The sequence below is a fragment of the Acinetobacter sp. CY17 genome (assembly GCF_059515825.1).
In genome coordinates, this window is sequence record NZ_JCAKMX010000006.1 from 84,658 (window position 1) to 108,948 (window position 24,291).

The 24,291-nt window shown below is 42.1% G+C and carries 19 protein-coding genes and 1 tRNA gene; 15 read left to right on the forward strand and 5 right to left on the reverse strand.

Features of this window, described 5'->3' with window-relative positions:
- Window positions 1-127 precede the first annotated feature (127 nt).
- The 3 genes from surE to AC5YCI_RS06250 all read left to right on the forward strand — a co-directional run bounded on the left by surE (window position 128) and on the right by AC5YCI_RS06250 (window position 2,864).
- Window positions 128-901, forward strand: coding sequence for a 5'/3'-nucleotidase SurE (surE, locus tag AC5YCI_RS06240; RefSeq protein ID WP_496128557.1), 774 nt, complete (start codon window positions 128-130; stop codon window positions 899-901).
- 108 nt (window positions 902-1,009) lie between these two features.
- Window positions 1,010-1,834, forward strand: coding sequence for a peptidoglycan DD-metalloendopeptidase family protein (locus AC5YCI_RS06245; RefSeq protein ID WP_496128556.1), 825 nt, complete (start codon window positions 1,010-1,012; stop codon window positions 1,832-1,834).
- 100 nt (window positions 1,835-1,934) lie between these two features.
- A complete protein-coding gene (locus AC5YCI_RS06250; protein WP_496128555.1) occupies window positions 1,935-2,864 on the forward strand; it encodes a LysR family transcriptional regulator in 930 nt (309 codons plus the stop codon).
- A gap of 58 nt (window positions 2,865-2,922) precedes the next feature.
- On the opposite strand, the gene AC5YCI_RS06255 is transcribed toward AC5YCI_RS06250, so the two are convergent.
- Entirely contained in the window at window positions 2,923-4,134 is a 1,212-nt protein-coding gene (locus tag AC5YCI_RS06255; RefSeq protein WP_496128554.1) for an aspartate aminotransferase family protein, read from the reverse strand.
- A gap of 195 nt (window positions 4,135-4,329) precedes the next feature.
- Here AC5YCI_RS06255 and grxD point away from each other — a divergent pair, with 195 nt between their 5' ends.
- On the forward strand, window positions 4,330-4,671 hold the full coding sequence (gene grxD, locus AC5YCI_RS06260; RefSeq protein WP_496128553.1) for a Grx4 family monothiol glutaredoxin: 342 nt from the start codon (window positions 4,330-4,332) through the stop codon (window positions 4,669-4,671).
- Between the two features lie 47 nt (window positions 4,672-4,718).
- Here grxD and AC5YCI_RS06265 read toward each other — a convergent pair whose 3' ends face one another.
- A complete protein-coding gene (locus AC5YCI_RS06265) occupies window positions 4,719-7,313 on the reverse strand; it encodes a Lon protease family protein (protein WP_496175290.1) in 2,595 nt (864 codons plus the stop codon).
- A 185-nt stretch (window positions 7,314-7,498) separates the two neighbouring features.
- Between AC5YCI_RS06265 and AC5YCI_RS06270 the strand changes: the two genes are divergently transcribed.
- The 4 genes from AC5YCI_RS06270 (at window position 7,499) to rpmE (ending at window position 11,637) form a co-directional block, all read left to right on the forward strand.
- Window positions 7,499-9,610, forward strand: coding sequence for an AmpG family muropeptide MFS transporter (locus tag AC5YCI_RS06270; protein WP_496128551.1), 2,112 nt, complete (start codon window positions 7,499-7,501; stop codon window positions 9,608-9,610).
- A gap of 83 nt (window positions 9,611-9,693) precedes the next feature.
- The gene (gloA, locus tag AC5YCI_RS06275; RefSeq protein WP_496128550.1) at window positions 9,694-10,095 is read left to right on the forward strand and encodes a lactoylglutathione lyase; all 402 of its coding nucleotides are present in this window, start codon (window positions 9,694-9,696) and stop codon (window positions 10,093-10,095) included.
- A gap of 142 nt (window positions 10,096-10,237) precedes the next feature.
- Window positions 10,238-11,215 (forward strand): bile acid:sodium symporter family protein, encoded by a 978-nt coding sequence (locus AC5YCI_RS06280; protein ID WP_496128549.1) that lies wholly within the window; start codon window positions 10,238-10,240, stop codon window positions 11,213-11,215.
- Between the two features lie 194 nt (window positions 11,216-11,409).
- On the forward strand, window positions 11,410-11,637 hold the full coding sequence (gene rpmE / locus AC5YCI_RS06285) for a 50S ribosomal protein L31 (protein WP_122898431.1): 228 nt from the start codon (window positions 11,410-11,412) through the stop codon (window positions 11,635-11,637).
- A 69-nt stretch (window positions 11,638-11,706) separates the two neighbouring features.
- Here the strand turns inward: rpmE and AC5YCI_RS06290 are convergent, their stop codons facing one another.
- From AC5YCI_RS06290 to epmB, 3 genes are read right to left on the reverse strand one after another with little or no spacing between them, the layout of a single operon-like run.
- A complete protein-coding gene (locus AC5YCI_RS06290; protein WP_496128548.1) occupies window positions 11,707-13,791 on the reverse strand; it encodes an EAL domain-containing protein in 2,085 nt (694 codons plus the stop codon).
- The gene (locus AC5YCI_RS06295; protein ID WP_496128774.1) at window positions 13,773-15,509 is read right to left on the reverse strand and encodes a cyclic-di-GMP receptor FimW-related protein; all 1,737 of its coding nucleotides are present in this window, start codon (window positions 15,507-15,509) and stop codon (window positions 13,773-13,775) included. The genes AC5YCI_RS06290 and AC5YCI_RS06295 overlap by 19 nt, the downstream gene beginning before the upstream one ends.
- A 12-nt stretch (window positions 15,510-15,521) precedes the next feature.
- A complete protein-coding gene (epmB, locus tag AC5YCI_RS06300; RefSeq protein WP_496128547.1) occupies window positions 15,522-16,535 on the reverse strand; it encodes an EF-P beta-lysylation protein EpmB in 1,014 nt (337 codons plus the stop codon).
- A gap of 342 nt (window positions 16,536-16,877) precedes the next feature.
- On the opposite strand from epmB, the gene efp reads away from it, so the two are divergent.
- From efp to AC5YCI_RS06335, 7 genes are all read left to right on the forward strand, one after another.
- Window positions 16,878-17,447 (forward strand): elongation factor P, encoded by a 570-nt coding sequence (gene efp, locus AC5YCI_RS06305; protein ID WP_122898439.1) that lies wholly within the window; start codon window positions 16,878-16,880, stop codon window positions 17,445-17,447.
- 163 nt (window positions 17,448-17,610) lie between these two features.
- Window positions 17,611-19,710 (forward strand): carbon starvation CstA family protein, encoded by a 2,100-nt coding sequence (locus AC5YCI_RS06310; protein WP_496128546.1) that lies wholly within the window; start codon window positions 17,611-17,613, stop codon window positions 19,708-19,710.
- Window positions 19,711-19,730: 20 nt separating this feature from the next.
- A complete protein-coding gene (locus AC5YCI_RS06315; RefSeq protein WP_496128545.1) occupies window positions 19,731-20,033 on the forward strand; it encodes a YbdD/YjiX family protein in 303 nt (100 codons plus the stop codon).
- Window positions 20,034-20,165: 132 nt separating this feature from the next.
- On the forward strand, window positions 20,166-21,098 hold the full coding sequence (locus AC5YCI_RS06320) for an AAA family ATPase (RefSeq protein ID WP_496128773.1): 933 nt from the start codon (window positions 20,166-20,168) through the stop codon (window positions 21,096-21,098).
- Window positions 21,098-22,003, forward strand: coding sequence for a DUF58 domain-containing protein (locus AC5YCI_RS06325; RefSeq protein ID WP_496175291.1), 906 nt, complete (start codon window positions 21,098-21,100; stop codon window positions 22,001-22,003). Before AC5YCI_RS06320 ends, AC5YCI_RS06325 begins: the two co-directional genes overlap by 1 nt.
- A gap of 3 nt (window positions 22,004-22,006) precedes the next feature.
- The gene (locus AC5YCI_RS06330; RefSeq protein WP_496175292.1) at window positions 22,007-23,965 is read left to right on the forward strand and encodes a transglutaminase TgpA family protein; all 1,959 of its coding nucleotides are present in this window, start codon (window positions 22,007-22,009) and stop codon (window positions 23,963-23,965) included.
- A gap of 32 nt (window positions 23,966-23,997) precedes the next feature.
- A tRNA-Val gene (locus AC5YCI_RS06335) sits at window positions 23,998-24,074 on the forward strand.
- Window positions 24,075-24,291 lie beyond the last annotated feature (217 nt).

Genomic DNA, 24,291 nt, shown 5'->3' on the forward strand with positions numbered 1-24,291 from the left:
ACCAGATAAAGGTCAGTAAAATACTAAAAAATATAAACACCTTGCTTTAAGCTAATGGCAAAGTACTTAAAACTGCGCGATATTTAGAATAAGCCTGTAAGAGTGTATTGATTTTAAGGATAACAACATGAACATTTTGATTGCCAATGATGATGGGGTTTTTGCACCGGGTATTATAGCCTTGGCACAAGCACTTAAACCATTGGGGCGCGTGGTGGTGGTCGCACCTGAAGCGGAGCGTAGTGGTTTTTCTTCAGCGCTGACTTTAGATCGTCCTTTACGTCCTGTAGAAATTTCTCCAGATGTATGGGCGGTCAATGGTACACCTGCGGACTGTGTCTACTTATCAATGAACGGGTTATTTGATTTTGAATTTGATTTGGTGGTCAGTGGTATTAATAGTGGTGCTAACTTAGGCGATGACGTTTTGTACTCAGGCACAGTTGGTGCAGCGTTTGAAGGGCGTTTAATGAAGCAGCCAGCCATCGCCGTGTCGCTCGCGGGTGCTAATGTACGCAGTTATTTAAAGCCTGAAGATTATCAGCAGGCTGCACAGTGGGTGCATGATTTTATTGCTCAAGGCGTGCCTGAATTACCGCCACGGCATATTTTTAATATTAATATTCCAGATGTGGCTGTACTTAAAGGGCAAAAGATCACCTATCAAGGCCGTAAACATTTATCGAAACCGATCACCAGTCAAGTGGACCCGCGCGGTCGGCAAGTGTTTTGGATTGGATTATCAGGCGAAGCAGTTACGGAAGCCAAAGCTGAACTGGGTGAAATTGGTTCAGATTTTGCGGCTATTCAAAATGGCTATGTCAGCATTACCCCAATTCAAATGGATGCGACCAATTACACAGTTTTGCCGGATTTATATCAACAATTTGGTTCACATTGAACTTGAATGTTATAACTTTGTGATAAAAAGCCGTGGCAACAGCGATAGCGTAATTTTTTTGCTAGTCTTAGCCACAATCAAAAATAGATGTTGTGGAGAGTTTTATTTATGTCAGTCCTTCAATCTCGCATGCTTACAAAGCCAAACGCCTTAGTTAAACAGGTGTTGTTATCCACAGCGCTGGTTTCGGTGGCAGTATTGACAGGATGTGCATCTAAACCACAAATTAATAACACAGCACGTTATGCAGTGGCACCAGATTTTTATACGGTACGTTCAGGCGATACTTTAAGTGGTATTGCTGGGCGTTATGGCTTAAGTTATGAAAGTATTGCCGCTATGAACGATATTGCAGCACCTTATAAGATTTATGTGGGGCAATCGATTCGTTTAAAAAATACAGGTGCTAAACGCACCACCACCACCCAAGCGGTGGCACAAGCAGCGCCAATTCAGCGTCAAAGTATTGCACTGCCAAGTCAAACGACCACAACAGTACAGACCCAACCCAAGCCACAGCCAACCGCGCCCGTGACACCGGCGGTCTCTACTAATAGTAACACAGGTCTAAAATGGGTCCGTCCAAGCGCAGGTGCAGTACTACATACTTTTGATTTAGATAAAAATGTTAAAGGGGTTCGTTTTGCTGGGCAAATGGGTGATGCTGTATTGGCCGCTGCCGATGGTCAGGTGATGTATGCTGCTGATGGTTTACCTGAGTATGGGCAACTGATTTTAATTAAACATATTAATGGTTATATCAGTGCGTATGCACATAACAGCAAGTTATTGGTACAAAGTGGACAAAATGTAACAGCTGGTCAAAAAATTGCAGAAATGGGCAGTAGCGGGACAACGCAAACCATGTTGGAATTTCAAGTTCGTTTAGATGGAAAACCAATTAATCCGAGTAATGTTTTACCAATTAATTAAATTTATCGAATACAAATAAATAATTTCACCGTATAATACAATGAGTTGCTTTTATTAAATTTATTTTGTTAAAAGCACTCATAAGTTCAGAGGGAAATTTATGTTAGATCAACTTCGAGCAATGGGAGTATTTGCTTGTGTAGTTGAGAAAAGCTCATTTAGTGGTGCTGCGCGTGAACTTGGAATCACAACCAGTGCTGTGAGCCAGCAAATTCGTTCGTTAGAACACGAGATGGAAGTGACATTACTACATCGTTCGACGCGTAAATTGAGTTTGACTGAGGCGGGACAGGCCTTTTTCCATAGCTGCCAAGAAATGCTTGCTGCTGCAGAGCGGGGTAAAATCCGTATTAATGAATTACGTGACGATTTAGTTGGGGAATTACGTCTTTCAGCCACACCAGAATTAGCAGCGCAGCATATTATTCCTGCACTGTCACACTGGATGTCAGCCCATCGTGGTTTAGCAGTACATGTAGAAGCAGAACATCAAGTAGCTGATTTAATTGAAAGCCGCATTGATATTGCCATACGTGTGGCAACACAAATAGATGAAAGCCATGTGGTGGCAGAACCTTTACTTCGGGTCGAGCAAATTTTAGTGGCTGCACCGAGCTATTTAAATCAGAATAGTCCTGTGTCACGTCCAGAAGATTTACTGCAACATGATTTATTGCCTGTGAGTCTACTTAAAGCTCAACCAGAGCTGAAGTTTAGCCATGCAGTTACAGGTGAACAGCTTGAGCTGAATATGCGTGCACGTTTAACCAGTAATAGCAGTTCAGTGGCCAAAGCGTTGTGTTTACAAGGCCATGGCATTGCCCGTGTTTGTTATTTAGATGTACAAAAAGATTTAATGAGCGGTGCTTTAGTTGAAGTTCTACCTGAATGGAAACTACCGGTTTTTAATTTATATGCAGTCACATTAAAACGCGAACAACAACCAATGAAAATTCATCGTTGTCTAGATGCTTTAAAACAATATTTTTGCCAAATGCCTGGGGGCAGAATTTACCAAGAAGCCTGTTAATTTCTAATTGAGCTTCACAAAAAAAAGCCGCAAATTGCGGCTTTTTGTGCATTTTAGCTTAAGCTAAAAAGTTTTTAATCATCAGTACTAAGCGTTCGATTAATTGATCCGCTTGGTCTTGGTCAATATTTAAAGTAGGTAATAAACGCACCACGTTGCCAGAAGTGACGTTAATAATGGTGTGATGTTCATCACGCGCAATATCAACCAGCTCACCACAAGCTTTTGGTAGTTCAATCCCAATCATTAAGCCAAAGCCACGCACTGTTACATTTTGATCTGCTAGCTTTTCACGTAGTTGACTAACAATATAAGCACCTTTTTCAGCTGCATTGGCCACTAAATCGTCTTTTTCAATCGTATCAATGACTGTGTATACCACACGTGAACCGAGCGCACTACCGCTATAGGTTGAACCATGATTACCAGCAGTCAGCACCCCGACACCACGACCTTGAGTCATTACCGCACCAATCGGGAAACCGTTACCTAAGCCTTTGGCTGTAGTTAACACATCAGGCACAATATTGGTATGTTGGTAAGCAAAGTATTGACCGGTACGGCCGTTACCCGTTTGGACTTCGTCTAGCATCATTAACCAATTGTGTTGGTTGCAAATGCGACGGATATCTTCTAAGTAGCTAAAGCCTTGTGGTGCAGTATTGACACCGCCTTCACCTTGAATCGGTTCCACTAAAATGGCCACGATGTCAGGATGATTGATGGCTGCTTCTTCAATGGCTTCCACATCACCAAACGGCACACGAATAAAACCTTCAACCAATGGGCCAAAGCCATCTTGTACTTTTTTATTGCCTGTCGCTGATAGCGTTGCCATGGTACGACCATGGAAAGAGTGATCGGCAACAATGATTTTCGGGTGGCTAATGCCTTGCAGATGGCCAAATTTACGCGCAATTTTAATCGCACCTTCATTAGATTCTGCACCACTGTTGGAGAAGAACACTTCTTCCATGCCAGCCACTTCTGCTAATTTTTGTGCCGCAGCAGTTTGCCAAGGCACTTCAAATAAGTTACTGGTGTGAATTAAAGTTGCAGCTTGTTCTGCAATGGCAGCAGTCACAGCAGGATGTGAGTGACCTAAACCACACACCGCAATCCCTGTTAAGGCATCTAAATATTCTGTACCATCTTCGGTATAAAGATAAGCACCTTGTCCTCGGACAAAGCTGATCTTTTGGCGGCCAAATACCGGCATTAAATGCGAGGGTTGATCAGTTTGTACCGGTGCAAGGGTGATATTATTCATGACGAACTCTTATCTGAGGAATAAAAAAAATTAGTCTGTATTTCGCAAAAGAAGCGTAAAATACACAGGATATATAAGCAAAAACTGTTTCGGATTGAAAGTCCAATTCGAAATAAAAATAGAAATATTGCTTTTGTCATATTGTTTTAGCTGGTTTTGGGTATAATGCAGCACAGATTAGTTGAGGATTTATCAATGACTGAACAAGTACGCGATACTGAAGCGTTAATTCGTGATCAAATTGCCAAACATGCAGTATTACTGTACATGAAAGGCACACCACAATTTCCACAATGTGGTTTCTCTGCACGCGCGGTTGAAGCACTCAGTCAAATTGGTCGTCCGTTTGCTTATGTAAACATTTTGGAAAACCAAGACATTCGTGCAACTTTACCGCAAATTGCCAACTGGCCAACTTTCCCACAATTGTGGATCAATGGTGAGCTAATTGGTGGTAGCGACATTATGTTAGATATGTTCCAAAAAGGTGAGTTACAATCTTTAGTTGAACAATATAGCCCAGCACCTGAAGCTTAAGCTTTTACTGCTGTGTGGTAAAAAAAAGCGCCCGTAGGCGCTTTTTTTTATGCTTCTGTTTCAGTGACTTGTTCAATCACTTCCTCAACTGCATTTTTGCTTTTTTTATCCTTATCCTTTTTCTTTTTTTTCTTCTTCTTTTTCTTCGGCTCTTCTTCAAATTCGGCGCCATCTTCTAAGGCTTGCCAGTATTCAAGTTGATTCATTACTGCAGCAAAAATCGAACCTTTGCTATAACGGCCTTTTTTATTTAAGTGACCTACAGGGCGCGCCATTAAAATTTCCAAAGCTTGGGCAATATTATCAATGGCATGAATATTGAATTGACCTAAATTGACCGCTTCAATCACATCTTTACGTAGCATTAAATGTTGCATATTTTGACGAGGAATAATCACGCCTTGTTTGCCAGTTAAGCCTTGTAATTTACACGCATCAAAGAAACCTTCGATTTTAGCATTCACGCCACCAATTGGTTGCACTTGACCCAATTGGTTCATCGAACCTGTAATCGCCCATGATTGATCAATTGGAATTTGGCTAATCGCTGAAATGAGCGCCGAAAGCTCCGCCACAGTCGCGCTATCGCCATCGACCTGACCATAACTTTGTTCAAAGGCAAGGGCAGCAGAGAAATGCAGGATTTGCTCGCGGCCAAAATGCGCTTTTAAGAACGATGACATTAAGAGCACGCCTTTGGCATGTAAAGAGCCGCCCAATTCCACACTACGCTCAATATCTAAGATATCACCGCCACCTTGATACACCGATGCCGTTAAACGCGACGGTAAACCAAATTCTACATCCGCATAGTGAATCACTGACAAAGCGTTGATCTGACCTAAACGATGACCTTTGGTTTCAATCAGCTGCGTACCACGAGTTAAATCTTCCCAATACAATTCACGTAGATAGCCTAAGCGATACTGACGATGTTGTAAGGCCATATTAATGTGTTGTTCGGTAACGATTTTATCTTGCGACTTTTCTGCATGATGATGTGCTTCACGAATCAAATCACCTAAAGTTAAGGCGTGCAATGACAGCGAGCTTTGATCTTCGGCTTGACGGCTAGAATCAGTCAGTAGCGCTGCGAGTGCTGAGCGGTCAAAGGGCAGAAGTTTGTCGCTTTGTACATAATCGGCAATGAGTTGCATATAGGCTTGTTCATTGCTTTCGTTACGTTGCAAGGTATCGGTAAAATCCGCACGAATTTTAAATACGCTACCAAGCTCAGGTTCAACTTCTAAAATTTGATAATAAATTTCTGGTTCAGCCAACAGCACCACTTTAATGTTTAATGGAATGGCTGCAGGTTCAATCGAGATACTACCGGTTAAGGTTAGCATATGTTCAAGTGAAGACAGTTTAAGTTGTCCTGACTTTAACGCACGTTTAAGCCCTTGCCATGCATAAGGCTGCTCAAGTAATTGCTCAGCTTCGAGCATTAAGAAACCACCATTGGCACGGTGTAAGGCACCTGAGCGAATTAAGGTAAAGTCGGTGGTGATGGTGCCGTGTTGAGTGAGTTGTTCGACATGACCCAATAAGTTGTAATGGGTAGGAAAATCCTCAAACACTACAGGTGCACCGCTATTGGCTTTATGTGAAATCACCACATTGGCTTGGTAACGCGCAGGCACACGGCTAAAATTGCTTGGGCGGAAATCATCTTCTTCTTGTTCTAAGATAATTTCTACATGGGCAATAATATCGTCAGCGTAGTCTTTGAGATAATCTTTAAGACCTGTGACTTCTTTGTATTTATTGGCTAAGGCAGTCATACGCGGCATCACCACTTGTTTGGCAATGTCGCGATTGAGCACTTGGACTTTATCACGGGCATGATCTTCAAGGTCACCTAAGTGTAAACCTAAACGATCGAGCTTTTTGTCCATATAACGCATGTTGGCAGCAATTTCACTTTGCTTGTCACTGCTTAAGTTGTCTAAATCTTGCTGAGTCAGTTCAATCAGCTTCTGGTCTTTATAGTGGACTGGTACAAAGCAATGTTCATCATCGCGCGACACCAGTTTTAAATCTAACTCTGCGCCTTCTTTGGTCAACTCTAGCAAAGCCTGTTGTTGCTCCAAGCCTGTTTGCTGACGAATCACTTCAATATGGTTGTGATAAGTTTCGGTACTAAAACGACGCTCGAGCTGTTTTAAAATGGTTTGCCAACATTGATGTAATTGCGCCTGAAATTTAGCTGCTTGACCTGCGGGTAATTCAAGGGCGATGGGTTGACGAGGTTGTTTAAAGTTATTCACGTAGACCCAATCGCTTGGGGTTGGCATGTCTTTGGCATGTTGCTCCAGTAAACGCTTGACCATGGTGCGTTTACCTAATCCTGCCGTGCCGACAGCAAAAATGTTATAGCCTGAATACGGTAGCGCGATGCCAGCCTCTACCGACGCACGGGCACGATCTTGGCCCAAAAAGTTATTGAGTGGCTTAATGCGTTTGGTTGAAGCCGGGATTTTGGCATAGTTAGGGATATGCGTGAGTTGACTAGAACGTAAACGAGTTTTTTCTAGAGTGTTTTGAATATCGTTTTGATCGAAAGCAGACACAAATTCTGCATGAGAGGGTTGTAATTGTTGCTCGCTTGGGGCGTTATTTTGCTCAAGTTTTTCGGTCACTGTATAGAATCCAAAACATAAATAAAAATGGAGTGAAGCCTTAAGGTATATGGGTTAGCCCTATAAATTCAAGCGAAACTCGCTCTGTTCAGTGAAAATATTCACACTGTCTCCGTAAATCTAGTTGAAACAGGCTGCATTAAGCGTTTGAATAGCGCTATTCGTTTTACAGAAAATAATAAGCAATGACCACACAATCGACTGGATGGAAATCGGCGTTTACGGCGTTTTTAGATCGACGCGCGCTGATCATGCTGTTCTTGGGCTTTTCTGCAGGTATTCCTATCCTGCTGATCTTTTCAAGTCTATCGCTTTGGCTAGGTGAAGCTGGTATTAGTAAAAGTGCGGTGACCTTTTTTAGTTGGGCAGCGTTGGGCTACTCCTTTAAATTCGTCTGGGCACCGCTCATTGATGAATTGCCACTGCCGTATTTAACCAAAGCTTTAGGTCGGCGCCGTGCTTGGTTGTTGGTTGCGCAAATCTTAATTATTTGTGCCATCGCCATTATGGCATGGTCAGATCCAGCCTTAGGGCAAAGTCAAGTCTATCAAATGGCGATTGGCGCTGTGTTACTTGGCTTTTCTGCCGCCACTCAAGATATCGTGATTGATGCCTATCGTATTGAACTGGCTGAAACCCAAATGCAAACCGTGTTGGCTTCGACCTATAACGCAGGTTATCGCATTGGCATGATTGTGGCAGGGGCAGGTGCCTTGTTTTTGGCCGCATCACTGGGTACGGCAAAAGGTAATTATATTTATGATGCTTGGAAAATCACTTACCTTGCTATGGCAGGGGTGATGTTTGTGGGCATTATCACCACCTTATGTATTCGTGAACCCGCAGTTGTGCGTGTAGCAAAAAATTATCAACGCAGCGATTATTATCGTTTAGTGCTGGTCTTTTTTGTGGCTGTAACGAGCTTTGTCTTAACGTATATCTATTCAGGTGATCTGGTGGCAACGCTCAAACATCAATTTGAGCTGACAGACGCTTTGGTTTTATTTGGCTTAGAAAGTCTACGCTTTTTAACGGCGACTGCTGTGGCTTTGTTAGTGGGTTCAAGCCTAGTGAAATTTGGCGCGGTCAATCGTGACATGGCCTATGCCACTTGGGTCAATCCAATTGCCGATTTCTTTAAACGTTATGGTGTAAAACTCGCGTTAGTCTTGTTGTTGCTGATTGGTTTTTACCGTATTTCCGACATTATTGCCGGGGTAATTTCCAATGTATTCTATCAAGACCTGAACTTTAGCAAAGAACAAATTGCCGAAGCAGTAAAAATTTACGGGGTGATTTTTAGCCTTGTGGGTGGTTTCTTAGGTGGCTTGTTGGCACAGCGCTTTAACATAATGAAGCTGATGTTTGTGGGGGCGATTTTAGCCTCATCCACAAACCTGATTTTTATTGGCTTGGTCAAATCAGGCGACAAGTTTGATGATGTAGTGGTTAATGTTGGTACACAGCAATACGTCGCAGCAGTCGATGAAGTGGGTTATTTTCAGGTTGCCGTGCCGAATGAGGTGCTGGTACAAAGCAATCAGGTCACAGTACAAGCTGGGCTTAATCAACAGCAACAGCAGGTCAGTGTGGCATGGCCCTATTTAAATGCAGCCAATCATGCACAAATTCAATTGTTGCCTATTCAAGTCACGCCAGATGCCAGCCAAAGCATTGTGGTACAAGGACAATTGTTTGGGGTTGATCCGCAACTGCTTAATACTGAGCAACCGGTGATTTTGAGCTTAAACGGCATAGATTACCCAGCAAAAATAGATGAAAATGGTGTGTTTAGCAGTGCAATTCCGGCGCTAGCACTCTTGCAAAGTCCTGTTAAAACAGTCACTGCACGTGCCAATCTCGTACAAGGTCAAGGTATTGTAACCCAGGCCAACTATCAAATTCGCCCAGCACAAGCTCTAGATATTGATCTTGAGCCGTTGCCTTTGGTCGGTAGTGCTGAGCAGGTGAACCTGACAGGTAAAGTGATTAAACCTTATAGCGACGCATGGCTGTATTTTGCCATTATTGTTGATAACTTGGCATCAGGGCTCGCAGGCGCGGCGTTTATTGCTTTTTTATCGAGTTTAACCAGTGTGTCATTTACTGCGGTGCAATATGCAATTTTTAGCTCACTGATGACCTTAACCCCTAAAATTTTAGGCGGCTATTCTGGCACCATTGTGACCAATATTGGGTATCCAAACTTCTTTTTAATGACCACCTTAATTGGCATTCCCATTTTATTGTTGGTGGTTTGGGTGGCACGCTTATTGCGTCAGCATCAACAAAACTAAGCGCTGCTGGTGGTAGTTCAAATTGAAATTTTGCCTTGAACTGCCTATAGTACTCAGCAAATAAACCAAAAGGATATAACATCATGCGCATGCTACATACCATGTTACGTGTAGGCAACTTAGAACGCTCATTGGCGTTTTACACTGAGGTGCTTGGTATGACTTTACTTCGTAAACGTGATTATGAAGAAGGTCGTTTTACCTTAGCTTTTGTGGGTTATGGCGATGAAGAAAATCATACTGTACTAGAACTTACTCATAACTGGGATACCGATAGCTATCAGCTGGGCAATGCCTATGGTCATATCGCCATTGCGGTAGAGGATGCGTATCAAGCCTGTGCAGAGATTAAAGCGCGTGGCGGTAATGTGGTGCGTGAAGCTGGCCCAATGAAAGGCGGCGTGACGGTGATTGCTTTTGTTGAAGATCCAGATGGTTACAAAATTGAATTGATTCAACAAGATTCTAACGCACGCAATAACTAAGCTGAGTTTAAACCTAGATGAAATAGATTCAGCTCACAGCTGAAAATATGTCATCTGTTTAAAGAAAAAGCAGGTGCTCGACCTCTGTTAAGATGGTCGGGCATTTTTATATCAAAGAATAATACTTGAGGGGTAGGGATACATGCTTAAATTGTTGGCGTTAGATCGTTTTACGCTGTTACTGTTTGTGATGGTGTTACTTGCGAGTTTTTTGCCTGTTTCAGGGCAGGCAGCAGAAGTTTTTGGCTATTTAACAACAGTTGCGATTGCCATCTTATTTTTTTTGCATGGTGCCAAGTTATCCCGTGAAGCAGTACGCGATGGTATTTTGCATTGGAAATTACATGGCTTAGTATTTTTATTCACCTTTGCTTTATTTCCGATTTTAGGCTTAGCGGCCAAACCGCTGTTATTGCCGCTACTTGGACAAGAGTTATATTGGGGTTTTTTATTCCTGTGCTTTTTACCATCTACTGTACAATCCTCCATTGCTTTTACTTCGGTGGCCAATGGCAATGTGGCAGGTGCGGTTTGTAGTGCCTCATTTTCTAATTTAATTGGTATGTTTATTAGCCCAATTTTAGTCAGCGTATTTATTTTAGGACAAAGTCAGCATAATTTTGACCCAACCCAGTCGATTCTACAAATTACCTTATTGCTATTGGTGCCGTTTATTTTGGGGCAAATCCTACGTCCTTGGGTGTTTCCTTATATGCAAAAAATGCCCAAAATCGTTAAAGTCTTTGATCAAGGCTCAATTTTAATGGTGGTCTATGGGGCATTTAGTAGCGCCGTGGTGGCAGGGTTATGGCAACAGGTGAGCCTAACCACCTTATTGCTGTTAATTTTAGTCTGTTCGGTGTTGCTCACGATTGTTATGCTATTGGCTTTATTGATTCCCAAATGGCTGGGCTTTAGTACTGCCGATCAACGCACCATTTTCTTTTGTGGCTCTAAAAAAACCTTAGCCAGTGGCGTACCCATGGCACAGATTTTATTCATTGGCCAACCACTGGGTATGATTGTGTTACCGATTATGCTGTTCCATCAAATTCAATTGATGGTCTGTGGAATGATTGCCAATTATTGGGCCAAGCACTCAGCAGAGCTTCAAGAATAAATTCGCTTTTCGCTGTTTGATCACGTATAATACGCGCAGCTTGTTGTGCTTAGCTCTGACGGTATCCGTCTCGGTGGGCCAAAAGAATGGTCTGTTATGGTGTTGATCTGCTAAGACATTAGCGATTCCTCATGTTTGAGAGTGATCAATTGCGATGACAGCAAAACCTTCTTAACTTTATGGAGTAATCGACCATGCGCGCCGATATTCACCCAAAATATGAAAACATCGTTGCAACTTGTTCATGTGGTAACGTAATCGAAACTCGTTCTGCTCTTGGTAAAGAAACGATTTACCTTGACGTATGTTCAGCTTGCCACCCGTTCTACACTGGTAAACAAAAGAACGTGGACACTGGCGGTCGTATCGACAAGTTCAAACAACGTTTTGCTGGTATGTCACGTTCTATCAAACGTGGTTAATCCAAAGCGAAAAAAAACGAGCCATTGGCTCGTTTTTTTTATGCAAAAAATTGGGTATTACCCACTTAATTAGTCATCAAGGGCAATTAAATGATCCAATTTCTTTTGGAAATAATCGCCTTGAATAAAGCGCGCATCTAAATTCCAAGAGTTGGCAAATAGCGTCATATCATCTAAACCACGCAGGATAATATCAACGGCTTTGATTTGGGAAAGTTCTTGCAAACGTTGCTGTAATTCTAGAGTTTGTTTGTCATTATGCAGGGCTAAAGTTAAGTCGTCATGCAGGGTCACCGCATGAAAGTCAATTTGTTTCAAAATCGATTCGCTATACATTGAGTAGCCAAAATCCCGCGCACTGATGGCTGCACCATGTTCATGCAACTGAGCAATTTGTCTTTGTGCTTCAGCAAAGTGGTTACTTAAATCTTGCTCAGAGAATTGTAACCATAAGGGATACTGTTCTTGGCTGCCGACAATACTTAAAAGCTTAGTGACCAAATCCGCTAAAGTGGCATCTTCAAGTAAGATGTGTTTGTTTAAGTTAACAATCAATTTGGCTTTTGGATATTGGGTAATAAAGTTATGTAATTGTTTACACGCTTCAACCAAAATCCAACGATCCACTTGAATCGAAAGTTCAGGTACTTCATCTAGATCGTTTAAGTTATCCAAACTCACCCAACGGTTTTGGTAAATAAAACCGCTGGTGACTTCATAAATGTATAACTCGCTATCGTGCTTATCATAAAGCTGTTGATATTTAAGATGGATTTGTCCTTGCTGTAGATCTTGCTGTAGGGTTTCAATTAAGCTCAGTTGCTCATGTTCAGCAGGCTGCTCTAAATTAAGTTCTAGCGCATCTGGACGTGAATTATGGGGTAAGGCTTGGGTAAAGGCATCACTCATAATTTGCTGTAAATGTGCTTGATCTTCAAACTCACGTTCAATGGTTCTATAACCAATGTTGAAATGAAGAGGATAGCTTTGTTGACCCACGGCCAATAACTGGGGTTTGAGTAAACTGGTTAAACCAATCAGTTTAGATTCGAGCTTTGCTTTGCTGTCGGCCTGAAATACACCCACATACACCATCGGCTCAATTTCAAAAACCGGTGCATGGGTTTGCTCTTTCAAAAAAACCTTCATACTGGCAAAGTAGTCTTTGGGCGTATGCCAAGCATAATGTAAGGCATCACTTGGGAAAGAGGCTAAAGAAAATAAAACCAAAGCATTAAAGCTAGCTGGCTGTTGCTGTAAACAGCGATTGATCTGTTGATAGGTGAGCGTGACTTTAGCCGCAGGAGCGGCTTCAGTTTTTGGTGTTAAACTGCTGAGGGCAAAAATATGTTCGCCTTGATCAATACTTAATTGCAACGTATCTTCATGATCAGTAGCCAATAAAAATTCTAAGTTTAAGGCAGCAGCACTGGCAATAGCAGGATTATTACTTTGTAAGTTAAAGCGACCTAAATCTAATTGTCCTTGGCTGATTTTTTTAAACCGCGATTTAAACTCATTGACATCTTGTGGCTGGAGCACATCGAGTAAGGGTAAGCCAATCAAATCATCCAGATCTTGAAAGCCAAACAAGGTTAAATACTCAGCATTGGCATGAATATGAATCCCTTCTTGAATCAGTGCCACAGGGCGGTTGCTTTCTTCAACTAAAGCTTGAGCTTGAGTATGTGCAGTTTCTAGCTCATTTAATAATTGTGTTTGCTGTTGTTGCAGGCGGCTAAAGGCCAGTGCACGCACCAAGCTTAAATAAAAGTGCTCTGGTTCAGCAAGGCTAACCACATCATAGACGCCTTTGTGCAGATAGCTGCTGTATTGATGTGTTTGATAGTGATCTGGACGTAAAAATAAAACAGGCAAATGTTGTTGGCTAGAGGCATGAATTAAACTTAAAGCTTGCTCCAATTTGAGATCATAAGCACGACCAAAAATTACCAAATCCCAGGGTTGTTGCAGCTGTTTTTCAAAGCTTTTTAAATCGTCTAGCAGTAAACCATGCATGTGATGGTCGTGGTTGTTTAGTAAATCAAAAATTTGGTTAAAGCCGATTTGGTTATCATCAATAATTAGAAGCCGAGTCTGCGTCTGCTTTAACTTTTTTGACAAGAGTAGATTTCTCATTTTAATGCTTCCCATAAATCATGATTGCTGACCTCGTATTGCTGTTTATGAATAAAATTCTCAATGATGGCGTGTTGGGCTTCATCAAGCAGTTCATATTCAAATTGCATAAAGCTCTGCGTGATCAACAAAGCTTTTACGAGATACACCTTAATCTCGGTATTCCCCAAGCGTAAAAAGATGGTTTGTTTTTCTCTAAAAATGGGTAAGCCTGGTAAAATCAAACTGTTTTTGACTAAATCCAGTTCGATATTTTGCATCAATAATGCAAAGTGATAATTGTTAACGGTGTTTTCGTTACGGATATGGACAGCGCAGGGATACATATGCTGCGCCAAGATTTCAATCCCCAGTTCCAAGGTTTTTTCCGTAGCCTGTTTAATCCAGCGGATGGTGGCACAGCGCCATTGGCTATGCGTGTTTTCTTGGACTAAAATCAACTCACCGGTTTTTAAGTTTTTAGGCGTTTCACCTGTCCAACGAATGCGGTAGCCATTTAAACTAATATTGACCACTTCTGCTGAATAAATTTGGCGTGCTTCACGATCAACAAATTTAGGTTCTTGTTGAGGTGGAGTGCTCGAACCCCCAAGTAAACTGGTGCTATTTTGCAGCTTATAAGCATTGTTGAGCTCTAAAGTATCAAAAAAAGCTTTGCCCTTGGAGAGATAAAAATGCGCTACAGCCAAACTAAAACAAATTTTAAGCGGGGCCGAGTAATCATACCGCTCAGAACGACGCCCAGTTTGGTTGCTTAATAAATTATGAATATGAAAATGTAGTGCTGGGGTCAGGAGCGACTTTTCATTGCTAGACAAATATTCGCTTTGCTTACGCTGTAAATCACTAAAATGTTCTAAGAGCTTTTGTGTGGCAATAAAAATATTGGGATTTAAGCTTTTGGCGTGGTTATTGTTATACATGGGTGGATGATCTTGACTGGTATCCACTGCATAACGTGATAACGTGGTTTCTTTAGGCAGTACTTGCACTAAACGCGCCCAATCGACACTACATAAATACAGGGCCTGAATTTCGGTTGGCCGAATTTGATGCGTGTTGAAAACCTCAAGCAGTATTAAACGCGCATAGGCCTGCGCCACAGTGGTGAGCTTATGCTCTGTACCTTGAATGTGGTTAATGTTGGTTTGATCAAAGTTATGCTCAATCGCCCACGTCAGTAATTGATGGGCAATCAGCCATTGTCCAGGTAAAGCTTCGCTATACAACATATGTTGCTGATAAAACAGCGCGCTAATTTGTTGTAAGGCATAATAGGTTGCCATAATGCGAACCGTGGCTAAATTACGCTTTTTGCGAAAAGCGAATAACGAAAACTGTTGATGTTGTAATTGTTGATGACTACGTTTGGCAATATCAATATAAATCTTACTGAAATAGCAACGCATCAAGGTTGCCAATTCAATAATATGATTATTTCGGTCACTTGAAATTAAACCTTGATTTAAAAAGTGTTTCTCTAAGCTAATTAACACATTTTCTAAGGTTGGATGCAGCGCTTGAATTAAATCAAAGCGTAAGGCTTCAGAGCATTCAAGCTCTGAGATTTCGAGTAAGGCATTAAATAAGGTTTTAGATGAATCACCCAATTGCAAAATGGATAAGGTCGACACCCAATCTTGGACACCTTGAATACTATGATGGCAAAAACTCAGCTTTTCTAATTTAGGTTGGGTTGGGGTGTGAAACAAATCTGAAGTTTGCATGGTCATCATGATCATAACTCAAAAATTCGTGGTGCCAAAAAGCGGAGTCTTATTATTTTCACCCGCAATTTCTCGAACAAGTTTAGGAACCAAATAACCCGGTAGGTTCGCTAAAACATCCTTGTAAATCAGCTCAGTTTGGTCTGGATTTAAATCGAAATGCTGTGCGCCTTTGACTTTGTCTAAGACATGTAAATAGTACGGCATCACGCCAGCATCAAATAAACGATAACTTAAATCGCTTAAAGTTTGTGCTGAATCATTCACACCTTTGAGCAGTACTGCTTGATTTAAAACAGTCATTTTATGCTCGACAAGTTGGGCAAGTTTGTGACAAGTAAAATCGTCTAATTCAGCAGCATGATTTGAGTGTACCACTACAATTATGCGTAGCCTACTGTTTTTTAAGATAGAAATGAGTTCATCATCAATACGATTTGGAATCACAATTGGAACGCGTGAATGAATACGTAAAAACTTCAGTTGTGGAATGCTACAGAGCCGTTCAATCCATTCGCCTAATTTACGATTAGATAAGGTCAGTGGGTCGCCGCCACTAAAAATCACCTCATTGATCTCAGGTTGGCTTTCAATATATTGCTTAATATTGTCCCAATCTTGGTTTTTAGGTAGGTTTTCTTGATAAGGGAAATGACGACGGAAACAATAACGACAATGCACCGCGCAAGCCCCAGTTAAGGTGAGCAAAAAACGGCTTTTATATTTGTGTAGTACGCCTGGTTGTTGATTGGCTTGTTCTTCACCTAAAGGGTCGGTGACAAAATCAGGATGCTCTTCAAGTTCTAAATGATGCGGCAGAACTTGCAATAACAGCGGATCGAATGGGTTGCCGACTTGCATTTTAGCGACAAAGGCACGCGGTACACGTAGTTTAAAGGTCTCTGCGGCCAAATGTGCGCCTGCCCATAAATCCTGAGGAAGTTGAAGCAGATCCAGTAATTCAGCAGGGTCAGTAATTAAATCACTGAGTTGAGATTGCCAGTTTTGCTCTTGATATAAATAGTTTATCATGCCAAATGTTTAAAATAATGCTCGGGAAGATGGGAGTGAGGAGCGTAATGCTGCTTAAATTCTAAGCGAATATTACGTTCTAAAGAAACCAGAGCGGCTAAAAAACGCTGCACTTTTTTAGTCTGTCGCTAAAGTATGCGATAATTCTACCGATAAGCGGGGAAGGGATAAACTAAAGTTTTGTTCTGTCCGTGCGTAAGATAAGCAGTCATGGCATAAAAAGGCGCAAATTTTCTGTTGATTGAAATTAATCCACAGTAGAATGAGTCCCTCGTGCCAAGTGCGATGTAAATTGCTGTTAGCATTTATAGATTTAATTATTTAGTTTGGAGTGAGCCAGTCATGGCCTATTATTCTACCAATGATTTCAAGTCAGGCCTTAAGGTTATGCTTGATGGTAACCCATGTTCAATCATGGAAAACGAATACGTAAAACCAGGTAAAGGCCAAGCGTTTAACCGTGTTAAGTTACGTAACTTAAAATCAGGCAAAGTGTTAGAAAAAACCTTTAAATCGGGTGATTCTTTAGAAGCTGCTGACATCCAAGAAGTAGAAATGAACTACTTGTATAACGATGGCGAAATGTGGAACTTCATGGACCCAGTATCATTTGAACAAATCGCTGCAGACAAAGTTGCAATGGGCGATGCGGCAAAATGGTTAAAAGACGACTCGAACGAACTTTGCACAATTATGCTTTGGAACGGTGTTCCATTGTCAGTGAGCGCGCCAAACTTCGTGGTATTAAAAATCGTTGAAACTGATCCAGGCGTACGTGGTGATACTTCTGGCGGTGGCGGTAAACCTGCTAAATTAGAAACTGGCGCTGTGGTACGTGTACCATTATTCGTTCAGCAAGAAGAAAGCGTTCGTGTAGACACACGTACTGGTGACTACCTAGAACGTGCATAATGGTTTAAAAATAGACTATTATCGAAAGGGGTGATGCAAATCACCCCTTTTTTAATGCCAAAGTATAAGAGGAAAACAACAACAACGAGCGTAGAGTCGCTTTAAACAGCAGACCTCGAAGAAATATAAGCTGATTGACAAGCAATGTAATATGAGGGATTAAATGGAAACTTTACAGACGAAGTCGAGCATGACTTCGAAAATGATTTGGCTGCTGGTGGCAATTGTCGGCGCAGTCTCCTTTGGGATCTTGGCTTTAAGCCGCGGTGAACACGTCAATGCCGTTTGGCTGGTATTGGCTGCAGCCTGTGTCTACAGCATCGCTTATCGCTTTTATAGTTTATTTATTGCCAATAAAGTCTTTGAACTCAACGCACGGCGTTTAACCCCTGCGCATCGTTTAAATGATGGTCTAGATTATGTCCCGACCAATAAAGGGGTGTTATTTGGACATCATTTTGCGGCTATTGCTGGGGCGGGTCCTTTAGTTGGGCCTATTCTTGCGGCACAGATGGGTTATCTACCGGGCACCATTTGGCTGCTTGTGGGTGTGGTGTTGGCCGGTGCAGTCCAAGACTTTTTGGTTTTATTTATCTCGACACGCCGTGACGGTCGATCTTTAGGTGAAATGGCCAAACAAGAACTGGGTACCTTTGCTGGTATTGTGGTGATGCTGGGTGCACTTGGGGTCATGATTATTATCTTGGCGGTATTGGCATTGGTTGTCGTGAAAGCACTGACCAATAGCCCGTGGGGCGTGTTTAGTATTGCAGCTACCATTCCAATTGCCATTTTTATGGGGATTTATATGCGTTTTATCCGTCCGGGTAAAATCGCAGAAGTCTCGATTATTGGTTTTGTATTGATGATGCTGGGCATCATTTATGGTGAAAATATTGCCCAACATCCATACTGGGGACCATTATTTACTTTAACCGGTACTGAACTGACTTGGGCACTGATTATTTATGGTTTTATTGCCTCCGTATTACCTGTGTGGTTATTGCTGGCGCCGCGTGATTATCTGTCTACCTTCTTAAAAATTGGGGTGATTGCAGGTTTAGCCATTGGTATTGTGTTTGCAATGCCTGAAATGAAAATGCCTGCATTTACCCAGTTTGTCGATGGTACTGGGCCAGTCTTTGCTGGTTCAATGTTCCCATTCTTATTTATTACCATTGCCTGTGGTGCGATTTCAGGTTTCCATGCTTTGGTTTCTTCAGGTACAACCCCAAAACTGGTCAATAACGAACGCGATATTCGTATGATTGGTTATGGTGGTATGTTGATGGAGTCATTTGTTGCCATCATGGCCTTAATCTGTGCCACGATTTTAGATCCAGGAATTTATTTTGCGATTAACTCACCGGCAGCTTTATTGGGTACAACGGTTGAGTCGGCCTCAGAAGCGGTACGTAATTTAGGTTTTGTGGTGACACCCGAAGCACTGACACTGCTTGCGCAAGAAGTGGGTGAAAGCACAATCTTATCACGTACGGGTGGTGCACCAACCTTCGCGATTGGTATGGCACATATCATCACTGAAATCTTTAACAGCCGTGAAATGATGGCATTTTGGTATCACTTCGCGATTTTATTTGAAGCTTTATTTATTTTAACCGCGGTTGATGCGGGTACGCGTGCGTGTCGTTTTATGGTGCAAGATACGGTAGGAATTGTGGTTCCTGCGGTAAAAAATTCATCAAGTTTTTTGGGTAACTTAATTGGGACTGCGGTGGCGGTATCTGGTTGGGGCTTCTTTGTTTATCAAGGTGTGGTTGATCCTTTAGGGGGCATTAACAGCTTATGGCCACTGTTTGGTATTGGTAACCAAATTTTGGCAGCCATGGCCTTAATTTTAGGTACGGTCATCTTATTTAAAATGAAAAAACAAAAGTATGTGTGGGTCACGATTGTGCCAACAATCTTCTTGTTTATTACTTCAATGACCGCAGGATGGCAAAAGATTTTCCATGAAAATCCTAAAATTGGCTTCTTGGCGCAAGCAGAGCGTTTTAATACAGCCATTGCCAATAATGAAATTTTAGCGCCAGCAAAAAATGTAGCAGAAATGCATACAGTCGCTTTATCTAATCAAATTAACGCGGGTCTTTGTGCCTTCTTTATGATTGTGGCATTTGTGATGTTATTTGCTGCTGTTGGTGTGGTCCGCCGTGCGCTGGCCAATCCACATCCAAGCGTGAATGAAGCCGAAGCGATTTATCGTGATCCTGAAGAGATTAAGCCGCAGGCGCATCACTAAGGTTGATGAGGGAATAGAAAATGAATCTAAAATTTGCCAAAAGCGGCAAAACGGTAATTTACAAAATCATTAAAATGACCGTGATGTCGCAAAAGGATTTAATTTTAAATCCAAAAAACTGGTCGCGTATAGCGACGCTTTGGCAGCGTTTACAGCAGAGTTTTCGTTTAATGGTGGGCGTACCAGATTATGAAAATTATGTAAAACATATGCAGCAGCACCATCCAGATTTAACACCTATGGATGCGAAAACTTTTTACCGCCACTGTGTGGATTCTCGTTATCCATCGGCAGGGGGCGGTATGAAAAAATGTCCTTGTTAATCTAATAAGAAAGCGTCTTTCGGGGCGCTTTTTTATTGGCTTAAATCTTATTCACGATTAATTTCTTTAGAAAAGCTGCAAAACACGCTATGTTAATTAAACACAATTTTTAATTGGGGATAAAAATCAGTGATTTGGGGCACAAAAGAAACAACGAATAAGCAGCTTACAACAAAACTACAGCAACAAAAAATCGCTGATTTTTTGCAGCAGCTCAATCACATGATTTTAGATAAATCAAAACAAACCCAATTGGCTCTCACCTGCCTATTGGCAGGTGGGCATTTGCTATTTGAAGACCTACCGGGGCTGGGTAAAACCACACTTGCCAGTAGCTTGGCTCATCTAACAGGCTTAGATTTTCAAAGGATTCAATTTACCAATGACATGCTGGCCAGTGATGTTATTGGCATTAATATGTTTAACCAAAAGACCCAGCAGTTTGAGTTTAAGCAAGGTCCAGTTTTTAGCCAAATTTTATTGGCCGATGAAATTAACCGTTGCAGCCCCAAAACCCAAAGTGCTTTGCTTGAAGCCATGGAGGAAGGCTATGTCAGTGTGGATGGCGTGCGTTATGCCTTACCGCAACCATTTTGGGTAGTAGCAACTCAAAATCCATTGTTTCAAAGTGGCACTTATGCCTTGCCCGAATCGCAGCTTGATCGGTTTTTAATGCGTTTATCTTTAGGGTATCCATCGCGTCAGGCCGAAAGCTTGCTGTTACAGCAAAGTAGCCGTCAAGCCCTAATATCCCAGTTACAAGCTGTATTTAATCCTGAAGAGATTCTAGCGCTCAAAGCCCAAGTTGATCAGGTTTATTTAAGCCCCGCTATTCTTGATTATCTACTCGATTTAGCGAGCATCACGCGTAAAAATCGCCATGGTTTATCCACGCGTGGCCTGTTAGCACTCAAAAAAGCAGCCCAAGCTTATGCTTTAATTTCTCAACGTGATTTTGTCAGTGCAGATGATGTACAAGCGGTGTTTAGCGCTGTGGTGGCACATCGCTTAAATATGACAGAAGTGCAAGCTGAAGCATTGTTACAGCAAGTGAAGGTCAGTTAATGCGCGCGCGTTGGCAACGCTGGGTAGAAAAACGTTTTTTATGGCAAGGGCATAAATTACTTAGACAACAAGACGTGTTGGTATTTGTATATCGACCGGGCTATATTTACTTGGCTTTAATTGTCATTAGCTTTATCGCAGGCGTTAATTACGCCAATAATTTGATTTTGGCCTTTTGTTTTTTAATCAGCAGTTTATTGTGTATCAGTTTTTATTTGGCGTATCGTCAGCTTAAAGGTTTGGAAATTACTTTAGATTATGACGAAGTGGGACAAGTTGGTCAGCCTGTAGAATTGATTGTCACTTTAAGTCAAACACACATTAGGGCGCGTTATTTAAAAGTCAGTGTTGGTCTGGAGCAGCAGTATGTGCATATGCAGCAGCGCTCTCAGCAAGTACGCTTTTATTTTCAACCCATTCAGCGCGGTGCCTTTTACTATCCTGATTTAAGTTTAATGTCAGTCTACCCACTGGGTTTAGTCCGTGCATGGACGCATGTCCATTTAAAACAACAACTGATTACTTGGGTGGCGCCGCAAGCTCGGATGCAGACTTTAGAGCAACAGCAGCGTGTTTTAGAGCAAGGTATGGATGAGTTTTATCAGCTGAAAAACTACCAACTGGGCGATCGTCTAAGTCAGGTGGCATGGAAACAGTTGGCGCGTGGACAGGGCATGTATATCAAACAATTTAGCCCGCATGCCAAGCAGCAACAGGTCGTCATTGATTATGCTGAGCTTACAGTCACAGAACATGAACATAAGTTGCAAGTGATGATGGGCTTGGTGGAGCAATGTGAGCGGCTGCAGCATGCCTATGTGCTGAAATTACCCCATCAGCAGCTCTGTTTGGGGCAAGGCGAAAGCCAACTACAACAGGCCAAACGCTTACTGGCGGAGGCTTAAACTATGATGCCCAATTCAATTCGTCAAAGTATTGTGGTTACGCTGATTTTATTGCTGTGCGCGCAAGCCTTATTTTTACCTCAACTTTTAGTGCTGCTGCTCATTGCGGTATTAATTTTATTTCTCACCAGTAGTAAAAAAGCCTATGTTTTACCCAAGCTACTTAATTTACTGGTGATTATACTTGCGCTTGGCGTGATTTATGCAGCGCAAGGTACATTTTTAGGAGTGGAGGCGGGCGTTGCCATTTTAACCAGTTTTCTATTTGCCAAAGTTTTAGAAAGCCAAAGCAAACGCGATTGGATTGTGGTATTTAATTTTGCTTTATTTGTCAGTGCCAGCAGCTTTTTATATAGTGCCAGTGTCTGGATGACAGCCATGGTGTTACTGAGTTTATTAAGTTGCCTTGTAGGTTTATATCGGTTACACCAGCTTAATTTTCAGACTCAAGCGACCACATGGCTGCAAGACAGCCAACAGATGGGTAAGCTGCTGTTATATGCAGCGCCATTTTTTTTGATTTTGTTTCTATTTTTTCCACGCTTACCACCACTTTGGCAGATGCCCATTGCCAGTTCACAAGCCACAACAGGGCTGAGTGATGAAATGGCACCAGGCGATATTGCTAATTTATCACAATCGAGTGCCTTGGCTTTTCGTATTGTGGGCAATATGACAAAGCTTCCGCCACAACAGGATTTATATTGGCGTGCTATGGTACTCGACCAATATGATGGGCAAACTTGGTCAGCGGATCCGAGTAATCACCACGCACTGTTTAAGCCACGCAATCAAGCTTATTCAGGGCTACGTTATCAATATCTAGCAGCTGATCCCCAGTCAAAATGGGTTACGGCTTTGGAATATTCGCAGCCTTTACAACGCGGCTATTATGTACAGCAAGATGGCGCAATTCGTGTCGCTAGACAGCATCATCGGCAAATGCTAGAGCTAGTCTGGTTGGGTAAACAGCAGTTACAGCCTATCAATCCGGCTGTACTGCAACGTAATCAACAGTATTTAAGCCACTATGACCCCCAAGCCCAACGTTTAGCTCAGCAACTTTATCAGCAAAGTCAGGCTGATCCGAATCGCTATGTACAGCAGATCTTGGCATGGTATAAAGCCCAAGGCTTTCAATATAGCCTAAGCCCCGGCCGCTTACAGGGCCATCACATTGATGATTTTTTATTTGATCAAAAAATTGGTTTTTGTGAACATTATGCATCTAGCTTTGTCATGCTAATGCGCTATGTGGGGATTCCAGCACGGGTGGTGATTGGTTATCAAGGTGGGCAAGCTGCACCAGATGGGCAAAGTTGGGAAGTAAGGCAATTGGATGCGCATGCATGGAGTGAAGTTTGGCTGGATGGACGCTGGCAACGTATTGACCCAACCGCAGCAATTGCCCCTGAACGTATTCAACAAGGGATTCAAAATAGCCTATGGCAGCAACAATCTGCGTTAAAGCAGCAACAACTGGCATGGACGAGCCGCTTACATATTTGGAGCGATTTTGTTAGTTATCAATGGCAAAACAAGGTGGTGGGCTATGATCAAAGCAAACAAATCAAGTGGTGGGGCAGTCTAGGTTTATCTACACCTTTACGTCTAATGATATTTGCTGGGCTGAGTATTATGGCAATGCTAGCCAGTGCATGGTTGGCACGTCACCTATATGTCTATTACAGCCAATCTGGCTATGAACGGCAACTGTTGGCCTTTGAACATCGCTTACAGGCTCAATTTAAAAAGGGCAGCGTTGAAAGCCATGCTGCATGGTTAGAACGTTTAAGTCTGAATGTTGCAGAGGATTTAGCGGGATTTTTAAGCACATTGGCGATCTATGACCGGCAATACCGTTATGCAAACAGGAAAAGCATGCCTCCACCGCCCCAATTGAAATTAATGCTTAAAAAATGCTCGCTTGAACTTAAGAAAAAGCATAAACCCTTGTCTTAGCTCAATTGTTTCGATTAATATGCTCATACCTTAGGTGTATAGCTCAGTTGGTTAGAGCGCTACGTTGACATCGTAGAGGTCAGCAGTTCGAGTCTGCTTATACCTACCAAGATTTTAAGAAACCACGCAATCGCGTGGTTTTTTTATGGCTTGAAAAAATCAGCGCAACGAAATTTAGCCAAGTTGATTAATTGTTGCATATTTTTTGTACATATTTGGGCGAATCTCGCCTAGAATAGGGGCGGTATAAAATTGCCAAAAATATGTATAAATTTTCAGCGAAATCGCAATCTAAAAGGATATTTCGTTGACTGAAAAGCCGTGAA

Coding starts and splice junctions, on each gene's coding strand:
- surE (WP_496128557.1), top strand. CDS start 128: ATGAACATTTTGATTGCCAATGATGATGGGGTTTTTGCACCGGGTATT.
- AC5YCI_RS06245 (WP_496128556.1), top strand. CDS start 1,010: ATGTCAGTCCTTCAATCTCGCATGCTTACAAAGCCAAACGCCTTAGTT.
- AC5YCI_RS06250 (WP_496128555.1), top strand. CDS start 1,935: ATGTTAGATCAACTTCGAGCAATGGGAGTATTTGCTTGTGTAGTTGAG.
- AC5YCI_RS06255 (WP_496128554.1), bottom strand. CDS start 4,134: ATGAATAATATCACCCTTGCACCGGTACAAACTGATCAACCCTCGCAT.
- grxD (WP_496128553.1), top strand. CDS start 4,330: ATGACTGAACAAGTACGCGATACTGAAGCGTTAATTCGTGATCAAATT.
- AC5YCI_RS06270 (WP_496128551.1), top strand. CDS start 7,499: ATGACCACACAATCGACTGGATGGAAATCGGCGTTTACGGCGTTTTTA.
- gloA (WP_496128550.1), top strand. CDS start 9,694: ATGCGCATGCTACATACCATGTTACGTGTAGGCAACTTAGAACGCTCA.
- AC5YCI_RS06280 (WP_496128549.1), top strand. CDS start 10,238: ATGCTTAAATTGTTGGCGTTAGATCGTTTTACGCTGTTACTGTTTGTG.
- rpmE (WP_122898431.1), top strand. CDS start 11,410: ATGCGCGCCGATATTCACCCAAAATATGAAAACATCGTTGCAACTTGT.
- AC5YCI_RS06290 (WP_496128548.1), bottom strand. CDS start 13,791: ATGGGAAGCATTAAAATGAGAAATCTACTCTTGTCAAAAAAGTTAAAG.
- AC5YCI_RS06295 (WP_496128774.1), bottom strand. CDS start 15,509: ATGACCATGCAAACTTCAGATTTGTTTCACACCCCAACCCAACCTAAA.
- epmB (WP_496128547.1), bottom strand. CDS start 16,535: ATGATAAACTATTTATATCAAGAGCAAAACTGGCAATCTCAACTCAGT.
- efp (WP_122898439.1), top strand. CDS start 16,878: ATGGCCTATTATTCTACCAATGATTTCAAGTCAGGCCTTAAGGTTATG.
- AC5YCI_RS06310 (WP_496128546.1), top strand. CDS start 17,611: ATGGAAACTTTACAGACGAAGTCGAGCATGACTTCGAAAATGATTTGG.
- AC5YCI_RS06315 (WP_496128545.1), top strand. CDS start 19,731: ATGAATCTAAAATTTGCCAAAAGCGGCAAAACGGTAATTTACAAAATC.
- AC5YCI_RS06325 (WP_496175291.1), top strand. CDS start 21,098: ATGCGCGCGCGTTGGCAACGCTGGGTAGAAAAACGTTTTTTATGGCAA.
- AC5YCI_RS06330 (WP_496175292.1), top strand. CDS start 22,007: ATGATGCCCAATTCAATTCGTCAAAGTATTGTGGTTACGCTGATTTTA.